Genomic DNA, 16,384 nt, shown 5'->3' on the forward strand with positions numbered 1-16,384 from the left:
CATCGTCCCGTGAACCGACACCCGGTGGCGCCGGTCAAAATAGTCCTGCGTCGTCAACGTGAGGCTTCGTCGATCCCGCCGATTCGGGCTGGATCGGGCTCCCCGGTCGCCGCGGCGGCGCCCTCGAAGGAGCGTAGCCGACGCCAACGCGACAGGCAGCCGGCGGCTCCGGCTCCTGCGACGAGCGCAGCGTGTATCACATGATCCCGACCTAAGGCCATGTCCAATTCGTCCTCGGACAGGTCATCGATGATCGGGATCCTTGACATGGCCCCGCCGTGGCGCCTGTGCAAGGCCGACGCGATCTTCCGCCGGCCGTCCGGGCTCGCCTCGGCGGCATGAATCACCGCAATGGCGCCCGGCTGCCCGCCGATCGCGGCCTCGACCTTCGAGAAGCCCGCGACCACGCAGCCCGCCTTGTTGGCCATGGCGATGGCCTGCCGCAGGTCGTCCCGCAGCCCGGCGGCGATCCGGTCCGGCAGGTCGGGGGCGGCCGGGGTCGGCCCCTTGAACGCCCGCGAGAACAGGTTCTTCCGCACCGCGGTCGCGACAGCCTCGCGCCGGGCGCTGATCCAGGCGCCGCGGCCCGGAAGCTTGGCGCGCAGGTCGGGCACGACGCTACCGTCCGGCCCGCGCACGAACCGGATCATCGCGTCCGGCGCCTGGACGACGCGCGTGACGATGCAGGTCCGCTCGGGCGAGCGGCGGCCGGGGCCGGCATCGAGCCCCCCGGCATCCAGCCCGTCCTCGGGCAGGGTCGTGTCGACCGCGACCATCGCGCCTCCGCCGCCGGCGCCCGCCTCAGGCCTCGGCCTGCGCGGGGGCGGCCTCGTCGCCCTCGGCCGCCTCGGCACCCTCCTCGGCCTCCGGCTCCGGCAGGGCCTCGATCCAGCCGGCCTTCAGGCGGGCGGCCATGATCAGGGCCTCGGCCTCGGCGCGGGACAGGTCGAACCCGTCGAGGTAGCCGGCGTGGCGCACGGCCTCGGGACCGCGGCCCTCCGTGTAGCCGACGAGGTCGTCGGTGGCGCAGCCCGCCAGATCCTCGACGGTCTTCACGTCATTCTCGCCGAGGGCGACCATCATGGGCGTGGTGATGCCCTCGATCTCGCGCAGCTCGTCGGCGACGCCGAGCTCGGTGCGGCGGGCGTCGTGCGCCTGCTCGATCCGGGCGAGGTGGTCCTGGGCGCGGGCCTGGATCTCCGTGCCGGTCTCCTCGTCGAGACCCTGGATGCCGGAGAGCTCCTGGATGTCGACGTAGGCGATCTCCTCGACGTTGCGGAAGCCTTCCGCGGCGAGCAGCTGGCCGACGGTCTCGTCGACGTCGAGCGCCTCCATGAACACCTGGGTCCGCTCGGCGAACTCCTTCTGGCGCCGCTCCGATTCCTCGGCCTCGGTCAGGATGTCGATGTCCCAGCCGGTGAGCTGCGAGGCGAGGCGCACGTTCTGGCCGCGGCGGCCGATCGCCAGCGACAGCTGGTCGTCCGGCACCACCACCTCGATGCGGTCGGCCTCCTCGTCGAGCACCACCTTCACCACCTCGGCGGGCTGGAGGGCGTTGACGATGAAGGTCGCCTCGTCCTCGGACCACGGGATGATGTCGATCTTCTCACCCTGCAGCTCGCCGACGACGGCCTGCACGCGAGATCCCCGCATACCCACGCAGGCGCCCACGGGATCGATGCTGCCGTCGCGCGAGATCACCGCGATCTTGGCGCGCGAGCCCGGATCGCGGGCCACCGCCTTCACCTCGACGATGCCGTCGTAGATCTCCGGCACTTCCTGGCCGAACAGCTTGGCCATGAACTGCGGGTGCGAGCGCGACAGGAAGATCTGCGGGCCGCGCACTTCCGAGCGCACGTCGAACAGGTAGGAGCGGATGCGGTCGCCCGGCCGGAAGGTCTCGCGCGGGATCATCTCGTCCCGGCGCACGATGCCCTCGCCGCGGCCGAGATCGACGATGACGTTGCCGTACTCGACCCGCTTCACGATGCCGTTGAGGATCTCGCCGATGCGGTCCTTGTACTCGTCGAACTGGCGGGCGCGCTCGGCGTCGCGCACCTTCTGGACGATGACCTGCTTGGCCGACTGCGCGGCCACGCGGCCGAAATCGAAGGGCGGCAGGGTGTCGGAGATGACGTCGCCGACCAGCGCGCCCGGGTTGTAGCGGCGGGCCTGGTCGAGGGTGATCTCGCGGGCGTCGTTCTCCACCTGATCGACGACCAGGAGGTGGCGCGAGAGGCGCAGCGCCCCGGTCTTCGGGTCGATCTCGGCGTGAACGTCGGTCTCGGCGCCGTAGCGCGAGCGGGCGGCCTTGGCGATCGCCTCCTCCATCGCGTCGATCACGATGGAGCGGTCGATCACCTTCTCGCGGGCGACCGCGTCGGCGATCTGGAGGAGTTCGAGCCTGTTGGCGCTGACGACGGCCATCGGTGTCGGTCCTTCTCTTCCGTCAAATCTTCGGGCCGGCCGCCGGGCGGCCGGCGCGGGGGTCTCAGTGCAGGGAGTCGCGGTCCTTGAGCCGGGACGCCTTGGTCACGACCGGCTTTTTCGGGCCGGTCCGGGCCTGTTTCTGGGGCTTGGCCGCGGGGCTGGCCTTGCGGGGGCCCTTCGGCTGGAACGGCGCGCGCGCCGGCGGCGCGCTCTCCGCGGCGTCCTCCTCGTCCTCGGCCTCGTCGGCCTCGTCCGTGGCGGGCGGCCCGCCGCGGCGCAGCGACTCGCGGATCAGCTCGTCGGTGAGGACGAGATGGGCCTCGGCGAGGTCCTTGAGCGGCAGGTCGATGCGGCTCGGCAGCCCTTCCTTCACGTCGGGCAGGTCGATCGGGACGGTCGCGCCCGTCGGGTCCGGCGCGCCGAGGATGCCGCGGAAGCGCTTGCGCCCGTCCAGCGGCGGGCTCAGCTCGACCTTGGCCTCGTAGCCGGCCCAGCGGGCGAAGTCCGAGACCCGCACCAGCGGCCGGTCGATCCCCGGCGAGGATACTTCGAGGTTGTAGGCACCGCCCACCGGATCGTCGACGTCGAGGATCGGAGAGATCGCGCGGCTCACCGCCTCGCAATCGTCGATCGTGAAGGTGCCGTCCGGCCGCTCCGCCATGATCTGCACGGTGCAGCCGTTGACGTTGGACATCCGCACCCGGACCAGCCGGAAGCCGAGGCCCGCGAGCGGCCCCTCGATCGCCTGCGCGACGCGCGCGGCGACGCCGGCCTCGCGGACGAGGCGCTTCTCGGACAGATCCGCTTCAATCTCGGACGACATGGGTGTTCAGCGCGCAACCTTCGCGGCGTTCTGCCTGGCCGCCCGCGGCGTGGGGCCTCGTGCGGCGAGAGGGTGTGCGGCGAAAAAAAAGAGCGGACCCGGTGGGGCCCACTCCCGAACCGCAGCCTCTCGACTGCCATCAGAACTGTTGAGAGCTAGATAGCGGCCCTCGGCCCGGAGCGCAAGGTGGATCCACCGCGCCGCGCGAGCCCGCTCGTCCCGTCCTCGGCCTTATCCCGCGGTGCCGGAGCGTCGCGGAGGCCTCGAAGGAGCCCTCCTTCGAGGCTCGCCGCGCTCGCACCCCGGGACGAGAGGTTCGGTCGGAGATCGCCTTTGCTCAGCCGCTGCGCGGCACCCGCCCCTCCAGCGGATAGGCCGGATCGTTGTAGCCCGGCGTCGTCGGATGCCCCGCGGCCACGAACCCGTCGACCAGCGCCTCGTCCTCCGGGGTGAAGGCGTAGTCGAGGGCACCGAGATATTCCTGCCACTGCGCCTCCGTCCGCGGCCCGGCGATGACGCCGGTGACGAGGCGGTTGTTCAGCACCCACGCGGTGGCGAACTGGCCGGCCGTGATGCCGCGGGCCTCGGCGTGCTCCCTCAGGGTCCGGGCGATGCGCAGGGATTCCGGGCGCCACTCCGTCTGCATCATCCGGGCGTCCTGGCGGCCGGCGCGCGACTCGGCCGGCGGCGGCGCGTCGGGGTCGTACTTGCCGGTGAGCACGCCGCGCGCGAGCGGCGAGTACGGCACCACGCCGAGCCCGAAATGCGCGCAGGCGGGCAGGTGCTCGGTCTCGGGCATCCGGTTGAAGGCGTTGTAGTAGGGCTGGCTCACCACCGGCCGGTCGATCCCGGCCTCGTCGCAGAGCCGACAGATCTCGGCGACCCGCCAGGAGCGGTGATTCGAGACGCCGAAATGGCGGATCTTGCCCGCCCGCACGAGGTCGGCGATCGCCCGGACCGTCTCGGCCAGCGGCGTGTCGTGGTCCTCCTTGTGGAGGTAGTAGATGTCGATGAAATCCGTGCCGAGGCGGCGCAGGCTGTCCTCGGCGGCCTTCATCACGTGAACGCGCGAGAGGCCGCGGTCGTTGACGCCCGGCCCGGTCGGGTTGGCAACCTTGGTGGCCAGGACCCAGGCGTCGCGCTCTGCCCTGATCGCCCGGCCGGTGATCTCCTCCGAGCGGCCCTCCGTGTAGACGTTGGCCGTGTCGATGAAGTTGATCCCGGCCTCCCGGGCGCTGGCGACGACGCGGCCGGCCGTGGCCTCGTCGGTGGGGCCGCCGAACATCATCGTGCCGAGGCAGATCGGCGAGACCTTGAGGCCCGAGCGGCCGAGCGTGCGATACTGCATGGGATCCCTCCAACGTCCGTCGTCCCGCTATCTCGCCGCGGGAACGGCGCGGTCAACCACAACACAGGTCAACGCCGCCCTGTAACCCGCGAACGCCCGCGGCGAACCGACCCGTGACGGCACCGATGGCCCGGGCAGCCGTTCCCGCCGGTGGCCCGGGCCATCGGCGCGGCGCCGTCGTCCACCGCGAAGCTTCCGTTCGGACCCATGATCGATCGCTCGGCCGCCGCCCTCGGCATCCCCCTCCCCTGGCTCGACCGGGCCGGCCGCCTCTCCTGGCTGAAGCTCGCGGTGTTCGCGTGCTGCGTCGCGCCCGCGCTCTACCTCGCGGCCGCCTACCGGCTCGACGCCCTCGGGGCGAAGCCGATCACCGCGCTGATCCACGCCACCGGCGAGTGGGCGGTGCGCTTCCTGCTCTTCTCGCTGGCGATCTCGCCGCTGCGCCGCCTCGCGGACTGGCCGAAGGTCCTCGTCGTGCGGCGCATGCTCGGCGTCACCGTGATGGCCTACGCGGTGGCCCATCTGACCCTCTACGCCGTCGACCAGAACCTGATCCTCACCAAGGTGATCTCCGAGATCGCGCTCCGGCTCTACCTGACGATCGGCTTCGTGGCCCTGATCGGCCTGATCGCCTTAGGGTTGACCTCCACGGACGCGGCGATCCGCAACCTCGGCCCGAACTGGAACCGCCTGCACCGCCTCACCTACACGATCGCCGTGGCGGCCCTGGTCCACTACTTCCTGCAGTCGAAGATCGACGTCACCGACCCGGTCTTCTCGGCGGGCCTGTTCCTGCTGCTGATGGGCTGGCGGGTGATGCGGCGCTTCCAGTGGCCGGAGCGGCCTTGGTCGCTCCTCTTCCTGGCGATCGTCGCCGGGCTCGCGACCGCCGGCCTGGAGGCCGCGTGGTACGGCCTCGCCAGCGGTGTGCCGGCCAACCTCGTCCTCGCCGCCAACCTGGACTTCTCCGGGCCGATCCGGCCGGCCTGGTGGGTGCTGGCCGTCGGCCTGTCGCTCCCGCTCGTGGCGCTCGTGCGCGGCCCGAAGGCCCCGGCACCGGGCAGGCGACCGGCCCAGGCGGCCCGCCGGGAGCCTATCCGGGAACCCGTCCGGGAGCCCGTCCGGGAGCCCGTCAGGGAGCCCTTGTCGCCGTCGGCCTGATGCCGCAGAACCCGCTCCCGGTCCTCCGCCGCCGGCGGCCCCGGGCCCAGCGGAGCTTTCGAGACGCCATGCGCGGCACGCCTCTCCTGATCGCGGGCTTGCTCGCGCCGACCCTCGCCTTCGCGACGCCCCCCGCGACCCAGGCCGCGAAGCCGGCCGCCAAGGCGGCGCCCGCCGCGCCGCCGCCGGCCGCTGCCGCACCGGCAGCCGCGGCCTGCACGCCGCCAGCGCCGCCGCCGGCCTCCGCGCGCCCGGCCAAGCCGGAGCTGCCGCCGAAGCCCGCCTGCCTCGACGCCAAGGAGGGCTGCCCGGGCTGGGAGGCCTACAGCTACAACGACGCGATCAAGGCCTATAACCTGCAGGCGCAGGCCTTCCGGCCGATCGCCGAGGCCTACCTGCAGAAGCTCAATGCCTACGTGAAGGCGAGCGCGGACTACGCCCAGTGCGAAGTGAACGCGATGCAGAAGTAGCCGGCTGAACGGCGGCCGACACCGCGGCTCGGAGGCGGTTCAGGCACCCGGTCGCATCCTCCGGCGATGATGGCCGCGATCCCCGCGCGCCCGCTCACGCCGAGGCCACCGTGCCCGCTCGTCGTCTCCTCTTACGAACCGGCTTCTGCGCCCTGCTCCTCGCCGCCGGCCCGGCCCTGGCCGCCGATTTCGACGGCCCCTACCCGCCGCACGGCGACGGCGGCCCCGCCCAGGACGACGAGCCGGAGCGCCGGCCACCGCCGCCCTCTCCGGGACCGCGGCCCGAATCCGAAGTCCGCGGTCCCCGCTTCACAGCGGCGCCCCCAGAAGCGTCCCCGGAGGCGTGCCGGGAATTCGTGCGGCGGCGCTTCGGTCCGGACGGGGAGCCGGTGCTGCGACGGGTGCGAGTCTGCGACGAGCCGGTCGTCGACCGCGGGCCGCCGCCGCCTCCCCCGCCGCCGGAGGACATCCCGCCCCGTCGCTGGGGCGGGCCGCGCTGGTAGCGTGGGAATCCGGCTCAGATGCGGGCCGGCGCCTTCCTGAGGGCGGCCGCGAAGGCCTTGAGCTGGCGGTTCAGATCCGCCAGCTCGTTCAGCGCGATGGTCTTGTGGCCGTCGCGGACCGCGCGCTCGATATCCTCGACCTGCAGGTCGACGAGGCGGCGGATGGCGGTGGCGACTTGTTGTCGGGTCATCGATTCGAGCGTCTCGTCCGAGCGTCCTGGCGGGCCTCAACGGACGGCCGGTGCGCGGCCGTCGACACGTTTCGGTGATAGGCCGGTAGGCTTAACCGATGGTGTCCGCGGCCCCGCCGTTCACAGGGGATCGGGCCCTAGCGGCGCTCGCGCATCTCGCTACGGCGCATCGGCATCGCGTCGATGGTGGCGAACAGCCTCTGCGGCGCGATCGGCGCCGCTTCGGTGATCTTGGCACCCCCGTCCTTGCCGACCAGGACCGCGCGGAAGCTGTCTGCGGGCAGGCCGAGGCGCTCGCGCAGGGCCCGCGCCTCGGCCCCCGCGCCGACCGCTTCGAGCACCACGAGGTCGCGCTCGGCGACGCCGGTGCGGACCGAGGCCAGCGCCGTCCGCTGCGCCCGGAGCTGCGCGTCCCCGGCCTCGGGCGCCGACAGCACCAGCACCCGCGCCCGGTCGCGATAGCCGTCGAGGGGACCGGCCAGGGCGGCCCCCGCCGCCATAGCTGCCAGCCCGAGTCCCAGTGCCGTCTCCCGCATGCAACCGCTCCGCGCTCTCGAGTCGGGACAACGCGCGACTCGGCCGCGCGATCGCGGCGGCGCGTTTGCCTCGCGGGCCCGGCGCCCCAGATCGGGGCGGAAGCCCGTGTCCCGGAGTCCGGAATGACCACCGCCATGAACCGCCGCATCGTCCTGGCCTCGCGCCCGCACGGCGAGCCGCGGCCCGAGAATTTCCGCCTGGAGGAGGTGCCGGTGCCGCAGCCCGGACCCGGCCAGGTCCTCTTGCGCACCCGCTGGCTGTCGCTGGACCCCTACATGCGCGGCCGGATGAGCGACGCGAAATCCTACGCGGCGCCCGTCGAGATCGGCGCGCCGATCACCGCCGAGACGGTGGGCGAGGTGGTCGCCTCCAACCACCCCGATCACGCCGTGGGCGACCTGCTGACAGCCTTCGCGGGCTGGCAGGAGTACGTCGTCACCGACGCCAAGGGCTCGCGCAAGGTCGACCCCGATGCCGCCCCGCCCTCCACGGCGCTGGGCGTGCTCGGGATGCCGGGCATGACCGCCTATACCGGCCTCCTCAACATCGGCCGGCCGAAATTCGGCGAGACCGTCGTGGTGGCCGCCGCCGCCGGCCCCGTGGGCTCCCTGGTCGGCCAGATCGCCAAGATCCACGGCGCCCGCGCCGTCGGGATCGCGGGCAGCCCCGAGAAGTGCCGCTACCTCACCGAGGAGCTCGGCTTCGACGCCGCGATCGACCATCGCGGGTCCGACCTGCCGGGCGCGCTGGCGGCCGCCTGCCCGAAGGGCATCGACGTGTACTTCGAGAATGTCGGCGGCGCGGTCTTCGCCGCCGTGCTGCCGCTGCTCAATCCGTTCGCGCGGATCCCGGTCTGCGGCCTCGTCTCCGCCTACAACGCCACCGAGGTGCCCCCCGGCCCGGATCGCCTGCCCGGCCTGATGCGCGCGGTCCTGACCAACCGGCTGCACATCCAGGGCTTCATCGTCTGGGACTTCGCCGAGCAGGCGGACACGTTCCGCAAGGAGGTCGCCGGCTGGATCCAGGACGGGCGCGTCCGCTACCGCGAGGACGTGGTCGAGGGGCTGGAGAACGCCCCGGACGCGTTCATCGGCCTGTTGAAAGGTCGGAATTTCGGCAAGCTCGTCGTCCGCGTCGCCTGAGAGCGGCTTGCTGCCGAAACGGAACAGATATAGAACAAATCGATCCGTCGGCGCTGCGGAAAGCGGGCACAAGCCCGCCCCGCCGGTTGCCGCTCCGGAGGCCCGGGCGCATGGTTCGCGCGCCGCCGGGCAGATGCCCTGTGAGATCCGTACGACTAGGAGAGAGCGATGGCGGGCAGCGTCAACAAGGTGATTCTGGTGGGCAATCTCGGGCGCGATCCCGAGATGCGCCGCCTCGGTTCGGGCGACCCGGTCTGCAACCTCCGGCTCGCGACGTCGGAGTCGTGGAAGGACAAGGCAACCGGCGAGCGCAAGGAGAAGACCGAGTGGCACTCGGTCGTGATCTACAACGACAACCTCGCCCGGGTGGCCGAGCAGTACCTGCGCAAGGGCTCGAAGGTCTACATCGAGGGCCAGCTCCAGACCCGGAAGTGGACCGACAATTCCGGCGTCGAGAAGTACACGACCGAGGTGGTGCTCCAGCGCTTCCGCGGCGAGATGACGATCCTCGACGGGCGCGGCGGCGGGGGCGGCGACTTCGCCGGCGAGGACGAGGGCGGCGGCCAGATCAGCCGCGGCGGCGACTTCGGCGGTGGCCGGGGTGGTGATCGCGGCGGCGATTTCGGCGGCGGTCGCGCCCAGGGCGGCGAGCGGCGGCCGGCCCCGGCCTCCTCGGGTGGCGGCGGTGGCGGTGGCAGCCGCGGCGGCTACGACCTCGACGACGACATCCCCTTCTAGAACCGCCCGCGATCCGGAGGCCCTATACCGTCACCCGAGTCGGCCTGCCCGACCCGGGTGACGCGGACATCTGGGCTGCGTCAGCGCAGCCGTTTCAAGGCAGCATCCCGGGACCGCGCGGCGGTGCCCGGGATCCAGATCCGCTGGCGCAGGTCTCGGGCCGCCCGCCTTCGGCGCCCCGGAGCGCCGCCGCTCAGCCCTTGAGCTGCCGGTTGCAGGCCGAGTAGTAGCCGCCGCCCTTCTCGATCCACTTCATGCCGCCCAGCGTGCCGGCAGCCTTCGCGGCGTTGTAGCTGTCGAGGCAGGTGTGCATCCGGGCCTTGCCGGCCGATTCCTTGGCGTATTTCGGATCGACGGCGCGGGGGAACGTGGCCGACGCCGCGGCGGCGGACGTCGTCCCGGCGCGCGGGGCGGCCGGCGGCGCGGCCGGAGCTGTCGTCGCGGTCGGCGAGACAGGGTTCGGCGCGGTCGTCGGGGCGTTGTCGGCCGCCGCACCGCACTCGGCCTTGCGGAAGTCGTTCCACTTCTGGCCGTTGAGCGTGCCGGCCTGCTTGGCGGCCTGATACTTGACCGAGCAATCCTTCGCGGAGAGCGCGGCGGCCGGCGCGGCGCCGGCCACGAGGCCGGCGATCATCAGGGATGCAAATACATAGCGACTCATGACGAAGAATCTCCGGGACACTATGTTGCGTCCCGAAAGAGATTAATACGGCTCTATGCCGTCGTGAATATGGGTTTGTCCGTTCCAGGGGACAACGCGATGGCCGAACACTGACCCGGCACCGGCCGGCCGCGGATCCGGATCGCGCGCGGCGGGCCGAGCTCTGGATGCGGCGACCCGAACTCGGGTCGCCGACGCGGATCACCAGCCGCCGTAGGACCGGCGCGGGCCCTCGTAGCCGCCATAGCCGCCGTAGCCGCGGTCGTAGCCGCCGTAGCCGGGCCGGCCGCCGTAGGGTCCCCGCGGTCCGCCCCAGCCCCAGCCGCGATCGTTCGGCCGGCAATGGCCCCAGGGATTGGGATGGAAGCCCGGACCGCAGCCTCCGGCCACGCGCTCGATCACCGATCCGGCATCGGGCGGCCCGTAGCCGAACGGCGCCGCGTTGGCCGTCGTGGCGGTCGCGAGAGCCGCGGCGGCCACCGCGACGAGGCCGATCACCTTGGCGCGCATCATGACACGATCTCCTGAATCTGCGGCCCGGACGCGCCGGGCCGATGACAGGAGGATGCGCCGGCCGCTGTGAACCCGGACAGGCTCGGGCATTCATCGAGCCGACACTCTCGGCCGGGCCTCCGCGCGGCGGGTCGGTCAGGCGGCCTGGAGCTGGATCGGCGCCGGTGCGGGCGCCCGCGAGCGCGCGAAGAGGTCGGCGCCGACCGTCTCGCCCGCAGCCCTGACCAGCGTGGCCTCGTCGCAGGAGCGCGCGACCTTCAGGCCGAGCGCCTTGAGCCGAGCGTGCTCGGCGCAGTAGGCGGCGATCCGTGCGCGGCCGTAGGCCGGCATCGGCGCGAGCAGCCGGTCACGCTCCGCGTCGTCGGCGCGGAACAGGGCCGAGATCAGCTCGATCGGAACCGGATACCGCGCCAGGGCGCTCGGGTGGGGTCGGTTGCCGTCGCGCGCCATGGGTGCCTCTCCGCTTCGCTGTGCGGTGGAAGGTTCGGCAACCATAGTTAACGATCAGTTGTGATCGCGGCGGGAGCCCCGGTGAGCCGCCCCGCGGCGCCTCAGCGGCGGGGCGGGCTCACCCAGGTTCCGCCGGCGGCGCGATCCGTATCCGGCGCCGCGAACGGGGGTCGCGCGACCGCCCAGCGGGCGACCGGGCCCGCGGCCGGCGCGATCGAGCCCGTCGTCTCGGGGTCGGTCCAGACGGGGGCGCCCGCGGCGACCAGCGCGGGTGACGCGGACGGATCCGGCAGGTTCCGCTCGTAGCCGGCGACGACCGCCGCGAGGGCGATCGCCACGAGGAGGAACGCTAGACCGTCGACGATCATGGAGCCGAGTCTCGGCATGGTGCCCGCGCCTGTTGACCAAGCCTCCGGGCTACGGCGGCAGGGTTAACGAACCCTGTCAGAACCCGGCGGATCGGGCCGACGCGTTCAGATGTTGCGGGCGCCGCGCAGCGTCTTCAGGCCGATTCCCGTCGACTCGAAGCCGCCGTCGACGGCGAGCTGCTGACCAGTGATGTAGGAGGCGCGCTCCGAGCAGAGGAACACGATAGCCTCCGCGAGCTCCGTCTCCAGCCCGTAACGGCCGAGCGGGACGGCGTCGTGGTAATCCGCCCGGATCTCGGGGCTGTGCACCGCCTTAGCCATCGCGGTGTCCACCGGACCGGGGGCGACGGCGTTCACGCGGATCCCGTACTGCGCCAGCTCGGCGGCCTGCTGCTTGGTGAGCTGCGCGAGCCCCGCCTTGCTGGTGCCGTAGGCGGTGCGGAGCGTCGAGGCGCGCAGGCCCGAGATCGAGGTGATGTTCACGATGGCGCCGCCGCGCTCGGACAGGAGCGGGACGGCCGCCTGCGTGCACAGGAACGGGCCGGACAGGTTGACGGCGAGCACCCGCGACCAGTCGGCGAAGGTGGTCTCGGTCAGCGGCTTGAAGATCGCGATGCCGGCATTGTTGACCAGGGCGTCGAGGCGGCCGAACCGGTCTGCGACCTGCTGGATCGCCGCCGCCACCGCCTCGGGCTCGGAGACGTCGGCCGTCACCGCGAGCGTGGCTTCCGGACGGCCGAGCCGCTCGGCCGCCGCCGCCGCGCCCGGGCCGTCGATGTCGAGAAGGGCGACGTTCCAGCCGTCGGCGAGGAAGCGGGTCGCGGTGGCGAGGCCGATGCCGCGGGCGGCCCCCGTCACCAGTGCGGTCCGGGCCTGGGCGTCGCTCATGGTCGTCTCCGTCGGGATCGGCGGCGCCCGGATGGCGCGGGTCAGCGTTCGGGTCAGCGGCGGTGCCATCACCGCGCGCCGGACCCGGGCGGCCTTCCGGGCCGTCCCGCCGTTGTGAACCGATCCGCCCTCAACGTCTGATGGATCGCGCGCGCGCCGTCGAGGGTCTGCCCGAACATCCGCCCGGCGATGACCCGCGTCAGCGAAGCGACCCGGGAGCGCCACGCCCGGCGGATGTCCCGCGGGTCCGGGTCGCGTCGCAGCGCTCGGGACGACGGCGTGGTGCCGCCGCAAAGAGCGGCGACGGGTGCGGGATCAGAGCATCGGCATGCCGCCGGTGACCGGCACCAGCGCCCCGGACATGTAGCTGCCCTCGCGGGAGGCGAGCAGCACGTAGGCCGGCGCGAGTTCCGCGGGCTGGCCGGCGCGGCCGAGCGGCGTCTGCGCACCGAGCTGCTCCATCTGCTCCGGACTCTTCACGATCGGCTGGATCGGCGTCCAGACCGGCCCGGGGGCGACGCAGTTCACCCGGATGCCCTGCGGCGCCAGCAGGTTAGACAGGCCGATGGTCAGGCTCGCGATCGCGCCCTTGGTGGCGGCGTAGATCAGCATGTTCGGCCCGGCGACCTTGGCCTGCACGCTGGTGCTGTTCACGATCGCGCCGCCCGGCTTCATGTGCGGCACCGCCGCCTGGGCGAGGTAGTACATGGCGAAGACGTTGGCGCGGAACGAGCCCTCGATGTCGGACGCCGCCAGATCGTCGAGGCCCTCGTTCACCACCTGGGCGGCGGCGTTGTTCACGAGGATGTCGAGGCGCCCGAAGGCCGCGACGGTGCGCGCCACGAGATCCCGGCACCGGGCCTCGTCGCGGATGTCACCGGGGAGCAGCAGGCAGCGGCGGCCGGCCTTCTCGATCCAGGCCTTCGTGTCTTCGGCATCCTCCTGCTCGGCTTCGAGATAGGAGATCGCCACGTCGGCGCCCTCGCGGGCGTAGGCGATGGCCACCGCCCGGCCGATGCCGGAATCGCCGCCGGTGATCAGCGCCGCCTGACCCGTGAGCAGGCCTTTGCCGACGTAGCTCTCCTCGCCGTGGTCGGGGCGCGGCGTCATCTTCGTGGTGAGGCCCGGGCGGGTCTGCTGCTGGTCGCCGGGGAAGGGCGGCCGGGGGCCGGCCTCGCGCGGGTCCTGGGTCATCGGGTGCGGCTCCTCGGCTTGGGACCCGCAGGATCTAGGGCCGTCGCCGCGGCCACCGCCTGCGCCCGGGGGTCACAGGCGGTGGCCGCGACCGGGCCGTCTCAGAAGGCCCGGTTGCGGTTGGCGTGCGGGCCGCCGTAGCGGCGACGGAGGTAGGACACGACCTTGGGAAGCAGGAAAGCGATCAGGATCTTGCGCATCGGGGCTCGCTCACGTCACGGGTTCGTGAGCGGGCAATGCTCGGACCGCGCCGCAGTTCCGCGCCTGGTCACAGCTCCAGCGTGAGGGTCACCGGGGCGTGGTCGGAGGGGCGCTCCCAGGCGCGGGCCTCGCGCAGCACCTCGACCTTGCGGACGGTGCCGGCGAGGTCCGGCGACACCCAGGCGTGGTCCAGGCGCCGCCCCTTGTTGGCGGCCGACCAGTCGGGGGAGCGGTAGCTCCACCACGTGTAGATCTTCTCCGGCTCCGGGGTGAGGTGGCGCGCCGCGTCGATCCAGCCCGCCTCCCCGCGCAGCACCTCCAGCGCCTCAGTCTCCACCGGCGTGTGGCTGACCACGTCGAGGAGCTGCTTGTGCGACCAGACGTCGTGCTCCAGGGGCGCGACGTTGAGGTCGCCCACGAGGATCGCCGGCCCGGAGACGCGCCTGCCGCCCCAGGCGCGCAGTTCGGACAGGAAGTCGAGCTTGTGGGCGAATTTCGGGTTCAGGTCGCGGTCCGGCACGTCGCCGCCGGCCGGGACGTAGAAATCGTGCAGCACGATGCCCGAGGCCGCCCCGGCCTCCGGCCCCAGCACCGCCGAGATGTGGCGGGCGTCCTGACGCTCGCAGAAGCCCATCACGGCGCGGGTGTGCAGGGGGAAGCGGGAGAGGATCGCGACGCCGTTGTAGCCCTTCTGGCCGGCGAACATCACGTGCTCGTAGCCCGAACCGCGCAGGGCCTTCAGCGGGAAGGCGTCGTCCGGGCACTTGGTCTCCTGGAGGCAGAGCACGTCCGGTCTGTGCTCGGCGAGGAAGCGCAGCACGAGGTCGATGCGCAGGCGCACCGAGTTGATGTTCCAGGTGGTGACGGTGAATTGCACGGGCGGCGCTGGGGTTCTGACGGCGTTGCGCTCCGATAGCCGATTTCGCGGCCCGCGACAGTCCGCTCACCGCCCGCCCGGCGAAAGGCCGTGCGCGCCCGGCCGGCAGGCGCTATGTCCGGGCCCTGCCCTGTCCCGGGCCCCTCGTCGAGGCCCGCCATGGCGCACGCCCGCTCGCTCCTGTTCGCCGTCTACTGGGCCGCCTGGACGACCCTGTTCCTCGCGCCGCTGGCGATCTTCCTCCTGTCCGGATCGCCCCAGCGGCCGATCCGCAGGGCGACGCGGCTCTGGGCGCGCGGGATCCTGGGCGGGCTCAGGCGCATCGTGGGGCTGCGCTACGTCGAGGAGGGCCGCCAGCACCTGCCGGACGAGCCCTGCCTGATCGTCGCCAACCACCAGTCGACCTGGGAGACGCTGGCCTTCCTGGTCCTGGTGCCGGACGTGGCGATCGTCGCGAAGCGGGAGCTGCTGGCGATCCCGGTGGTCGGCTGGTTCCTCCGACGCTCGCCGATGATCGTCATCGACCGGGCCAAGGGCACCCAGGCCCTGCGCACCATGATCGACGGCGGTCGGGAGGCGGTCGCGGCGGGGCGGTCGGTCCTGATCTTCCCCGAGGGTACCCGCGGCGCGATCGGCGAGCCGCTCCGCTTCAAGCGCGGCGTCGAATTGCTCTACGGCCGTCTCGGCCTGCCGGTGGTGCCGGTGGCGCTCAATTCCGGCCTGTTCTGGCCCGGGGGCGCGGCGACCCGGTCCGGCACGGTGGTGGTGAGCTACCTCGCGGCCCTGGCCCCCGGCCTGTCGACCGCGGAGTTCCTGCACGGGACGGAGGGCGCGATCGATCGGGAGTTGAACCGGTGGCGGCCCGGCGACGCGGCCGGGCTCGGCGCCCCCTGAGGGGCGACCCCGTCACTTCTGCGATTGCTGGATCTGCTGCTGCATCGCCTTGTCCTCGGACCGCCCGTAATTGATGAAGAACAGGCTGCCGTCGACGCTCTTGCCCTTCTGCAGGTTCGAGAGCGTCACCGTGGTGACGTAGCCCTGCGGGTCGGTGATCCGCCACTGCGACAGGGTCTTCATCTCGGCGTCGAAGAACAGCTGGATCTTCGAGGTGCCGCCGAGGGTGGCGCGGTCCTCCAGGCTGATGCGGACGCTGCCCGGATCGCTCGCCACGTCGGTGACGGTGAGGTCGCGGGCGAGGTCGATCTTCTCGCGCAGGAGGAATTTCAGCGGCGTCTGGGTGATGAAGTAGAGGTCCTGGGTGTTCAGCTTGCGGTCGCGCACCGCCACCGAGGTCCCGTCGGCGACCACCTCTAGCGGCGAGGGCTGGTCGTAGTCGAAGCGCAGGCGGCCGGGCTTGACGAGCGTCAGCTTGCCGCCGATCCGGCGGCCGTCGGCGCCGATCTGCACGAAATTGCCCGTCAGGGTGTTGATGCCGTTGAAGTAGGCGTTGGCCTGCGCCAGCAGCGCGGCGGGATCGGCCGAGTCGGCGGTGACGATCGCCGTCGGCGCGCCCACCGCCGCGACCTTCGGCTCGGGCGCCTTGTGGTCCGCCTTGTCGGCGGCCTTGTCGCCGCCCTTGCCGGACTTGGCCGTGCCGGGCTTCGCCTCCTTGCTCGCCTCCTTGGCCTTGGGCGCGGCCTTCTTGGCCGGCGCGGGGGCCGCCGGGGCGGCCTCCGGCTGCGGGGCGGGCTCCTCCTTGTGGCCGAACAGGCTGTCGATGAAGGCGCCGACCTGCGCGTGGGCCGGGTTGGCTGTCGCGAGCCACAGCCCGGCGGCGATCACGGAGCCGGCTGTGCGGGTGCGGCGGCCGATCATCGGCAGAGTCTCCTGAGGAGCCGCGGGCAAGCTCCGGCGGCGAAACAGAGGTGGGCGGGCCGCTGCGGACGCCT

At 72.5% G+C, this 16,384-nt stretch carries 20 protein-coding genes; 6 read left to right on the top strand and 14 right to left on the bottom strand.

Translation table 11 applies throughout. The features are described 5' to 3' along the window. Positions 1–53: 53 nt before the first annotated feature. From BLW78_RS11880 to BLW78_RS11895, 4 genes are all read right to left on the bottom strand, one after another. Positions 54–776, bottom strand: a complete 723-nt coding sequence (locus tag BLW78_RS11880; RefSeq protein ID WP_020092717.1) for an RNA-binding protein — start codon at positions 774–776, stop codon at positions 54–56. Between the two features lie 25 nt (positions 777–801). After that, positions 802–2,427, bottom strand: a complete 1,626-nt coding sequence (gene nusA / locus BLW78_RS11885; protein ID WP_091679718.1) for a transcription termination factor NusA — start codon at positions 2,425–2,427, stop codon at positions 802–804. Between the two features lie 64 nt (positions 2,428–2,491). Then, complete coding sequence (gene rimP / locus BLW78_RS11890) at positions 2,492–3,253, bottom strand: ribosome maturation factor RimP (RefSeq protein WP_091679719.1); 762 nt, start codon at positions 3,251–3,253, stop codon at positions 2,492–2,494. A gap of 337 nt (positions 3,254–3,590) precedes the next feature. After that, positions 3,591–4,601 (bottom strand): aldo/keto reductase, encoded by a 1,011-nt coding sequence (locus tag BLW78_RS11895; RefSeq protein ID WP_020092720.1) that lies wholly within the window; start codon positions 4,599–4,601, stop codon positions 3,591–3,593. 207 nt (positions 4,602–4,808) lie between these two features. Between BLW78_RS11895 and BLW78_RS11900 the strand changes: the two genes are divergently transcribed. The 3 genes from BLW78_RS11900 to BLW78_RS30920 all read left to right on the top strand — a co-directional run bounded on the left by BLW78_RS11900 (position 4,809) and on the right by BLW78_RS30920 (position 6,735). Then, positions 4,809–5,762 (top strand): protein-methionine-sulfoxide reductase heme-binding subunit MsrQ, encoded by a 954-nt coding sequence (locus BLW78_RS11900; RefSeq protein WP_056526149.1) that lies wholly within the window; start codon positions 4,809–4,811, stop codon positions 5,760–5,762. Between the two features lie 68 nt (positions 5,763–5,830). After that, positions 5,831–6,232 (top strand): hypothetical protein, encoded by a 402-nt coding sequence (locus BLW78_RS11905; RefSeq protein WP_056525759.1) that lies wholly within the window; start codon positions 5,831–5,833, stop codon positions 6,230–6,232. 110 nt (positions 6,233–6,342) lie between these two features. Beyond that, positions 6,343–6,735, top strand: a complete 393-nt coding sequence (locus BLW78_RS30920; protein ID WP_139307692.1) for a hypothetical protein — start codon at positions 6,343–6,345, stop codon at positions 6,733–6,735. A gap of 14 nt (positions 6,736–6,749) precedes the next feature. On the opposite strand, the gene BLW78_RS31345 is transcribed toward BLW78_RS30920, so the two are convergent. Both BLW78_RS31345 and BLW78_RS11910 read right to left on the bottom strand, forming a co-directional pair. After that, entirely contained in the window at positions 6,750–6,926 is a 177-nt protein-coding gene (locus tag BLW78_RS31345; RefSeq protein ID WP_012320668.1) for a hypothetical protein, read from the bottom strand. A gap of 137 nt (positions 6,927–7,063) precedes the next feature. Beyond that, entirely contained in the window at positions 7,064–7,462 is a 399-nt protein-coding gene (locus tag BLW78_RS11910; protein WP_091679721.1) for a DUF4174 domain-containing protein, read from the bottom strand. Between the two features lie 123 nt (positions 7,463–7,585). On the opposite strand from BLW78_RS11910, the gene BLW78_RS11915 reads away from it, so the two are divergent. After that, positions 7,586–8,605 carry an NADP-dependent oxidoreductase gene (locus BLW78_RS11915; RefSeq protein WP_091679722.1) on the top strand — a complete coding sequence of 340 codons (1,020 nt, stop codon included), beginning with the start codon at positions 7,586–7,588 and terminating at the stop codon, positions 8,603–8,605. Between the two features lie 168 nt (positions 8,606–8,773). Further along, on the top strand, positions 8,774–9,343 hold the full coding sequence (ssb, locus tag BLW78_RS11920; RefSeq protein WP_020092725.1) for a single-stranded DNA-binding protein: 570 nt from the start codon (positions 8,774–8,776) through the stop codon (positions 9,341–9,343). A 193-nt stretch (positions 9,344–9,536) separates the two neighbouring features. Here the strand turns inward: ssb and BLW78_RS11925 are convergent, their stop codons facing one another. From BLW78_RS11925 to xth, 7 genes are all read right to left on the bottom strand, one after another. Next, the gene (locus tag BLW78_RS11925) at positions 9,537–10,004 is read right to left on the bottom strand and encodes a hypothetical protein (protein ID WP_091679723.1); all 468 of its coding nucleotides are present in this window, start codon (positions 10,002–10,004) and stop codon (positions 9,537–9,539) included. A gap of 201 nt (positions 10,005–10,205) precedes the next feature. Next, positions 10,206–10,517 carry a GCG_CRPN prefix-to-repeats domain-containing protein gene (locus BLW78_RS11930; protein WP_091679725.1) on the bottom strand — a complete coding sequence of 104 codons (312 nt, stop codon included), beginning with the start codon at positions 10,515–10,517 and terminating at the stop codon, positions 10,206–10,208. A gap of 135 nt (positions 10,518–10,652) precedes the next feature. Beyond that, a complete protein-coding gene (locus BLW78_RS11935; protein ID WP_091679726.1) occupies positions 10,653–10,967 on the bottom strand; it encodes a hypothetical protein in 315 nt (104 codons plus the stop codon). A 101-nt stretch (positions 10,968–11,068) separates the two neighbouring features. After that, positions 11,069–11,335, bottom strand: a complete 267-nt coding sequence (locus BLW78_RS11940) for a hypothetical protein (RefSeq protein ID WP_091679728.1) — start codon at positions 11,333–11,335, stop codon at positions 11,069–11,071. A gap of 105 nt (positions 11,336–11,440) precedes the next feature. Then, positions 11,441–12,223 carry an SDR family NAD(P)-dependent oxidoreductase gene (locus BLW78_RS11945; protein WP_091679793.1) on the bottom strand — a complete coding sequence of 261 codons (783 nt, stop codon included), beginning with the start codon at positions 12,221–12,223 and terminating at the stop codon, positions 11,441–11,443. 315 nt (positions 12,224–12,538) lie between these two features. After that, on the bottom strand, positions 12,539–13,417 hold the full coding sequence (locus BLW78_RS11950) for an SDR family oxidoreductase (RefSeq protein WP_091679729.1): 879 nt from the start codon (positions 13,415–13,417) through the stop codon (positions 12,539–12,541). 268 nt (positions 13,418–13,685) lie between these two features. Continuing rightward, a complete protein-coding gene (gene xth / locus BLW78_RS11955) occupies positions 13,686–14,495 on the bottom strand; it encodes an exodeoxyribonuclease III (RefSeq protein ID WP_091679731.1) in 810 nt (269 codons plus the stop codon). Between the two features lie 159 nt (positions 14,496–14,654). Here xth and BLW78_RS11960 point away from each other — a divergent pair, with 159 nt between their 5' ends. Next, positions 14,655–15,389, top strand: a complete 735-nt coding sequence (locus tag BLW78_RS11960; RefSeq protein ID WP_091679733.1) for a lysophospholipid acyltransferase family protein — start codon at positions 14,655–14,657, stop codon at positions 15,387–15,389. Positions 15,390–15,401: 12 nt separating this feature from the next. On the opposite strand, the gene BLW78_RS11965 is transcribed toward BLW78_RS11960, so the two are convergent. Further along, positions 15,402–16,310: a LolA family protein gene (locus BLW78_RS11965; protein WP_091679734.1), complete on the bottom strand. Its 909-nt coding sequence runs from the start codon at positions 16,308–16,310 to the stop codon at positions 15,402–15,404. Positions 16,311–16,384: the final 74 nt, after the last annotated feature.

The organism is Methylobacterium sp. 275MFSha3.1, assembly GCF_900108435.1.
In the GTDB taxonomy this organism is placed as follows: Bacteria; Pseudomonadota; Alphaproteobacteria; order Rhizobiales; family Beijerinckiaceae; genus Methylobacterium.

Coding starts and splice junctions, on each gene's coding strand:
- BLW78_RS11900 (WP_056526149.1), top strand. CDS start 4,809: ATGATCGATCGCTCGGCCGCCGCCCTCGGCATCCCCCTCCCCTGGCTC.
- BLW78_RS11905 (WP_056525759.1), top strand. CDS start 5,831: ATGCGCGGCACGCCTCTCCTGATCGCGGGCTTGCTCGCGCCGACCCTC.
- BLW78_RS31345 (WP_012320668.1), bottom strand. CDS start 6,926: ATGACCCGACAACAAGTCGCCACCGCCATCCGCCGCCTCGTCGACCTG.
- nusA (WP_091679718.1), bottom strand. CDS start 2,427: ATGGCCGTCGTCAGCGCCAACAGGCTCGAACTCCTCCAGATCGCCGAC.
- BLW78_RS11925 (WP_091679723.1), bottom strand. CDS start 10,004: ATGAGTCGCTATGTATTTGCATCCCTGATGATCGCCGGCCTCGTGGCC.
- BLW78_RS11930 (WP_091679725.1), bottom strand. CDS start 10,517: ATGATGCGCGCCAAGGTGATCGGCCTCGTCGCGGTGGCCGCCGCGGCT.
- BLW78_RS11950 (WP_091679729.1), bottom strand. CDS start 13,417: ATGACCCAGGACCCGCGCGAGGCCGGCCCCCGGCCGCCCTTCCCCGGC.
- BLW78_RS11895 (WP_020092720.1), bottom strand. CDS start 4,601: ATGCAGTATCGCACGCTCGGCCGCTCGGGCCTCAAGGTCTCGCCGATC.
- BLW78_RS11945 (WP_091679793.1), bottom strand. CDS start 12,223: ATGAGCGACGCCCAGGCCCGGACCGCACTGGTGACGGGGGCCGCCCGC.
- BLW78_RS11915 (WP_091679722.1), top strand. CDS start 7,586: ATGACCACCGCCATGAACCGCCGCATCGTCCTGGCCTCGCGCCCGCAC.
- BLW78_RS11940 (WP_091679728.1), bottom strand. CDS start 11,335: ATGATCGTCGACGGTCTAGCGTTCCTCCTCGTGGCGATCGCCCTCGCG.
- BLW78_RS11935 (WP_091679726.1), bottom strand. CDS start 10,967: ATGGCGCGCGACGGCAACCGACCCCACCCGAGCGCCCTGGCGCGGTAT.
- BLW78_RS11965 (WP_091679734.1), bottom strand. CDS start 16,310: ATGATCGGCCGCCGCACCCGCACAGCCGGCTCCGTGATCGCCGCCGGG.
- BLW78_RS11910 (WP_091679721.1), bottom strand. CDS start 7,462: ATGCGGGAGACGGCACTGGGACTCGGGCTGGCAGCTATGGCGGCGGGG.
- BLW78_RS11960 (WP_091679733.1), top strand. CDS start 14,655: ATGGCGCACGCCCGCTCGCTCCTGTTCGCCGTCTACTGGGCCGCCTGG.
- ssb (WP_020092725.1), top strand. CDS start 8,774: ATGGCGGGCAGCGTCAACAAGGTGATTCTGGTGGGCAATCTCGGGCGC.
- BLW78_RS11880 (WP_020092717.1), bottom strand. CDS start 776: ATGGTCGCGGTCGACACGACCCTGCCCGAGGACGGGCTGGATGCCGGG.
- rimP (WP_091679719.1), bottom strand. CDS start 3,253: ATGTCGTCCGAGATTGAAGCGGATCTGTCCGAGAAGCGCCTCGTCCGC.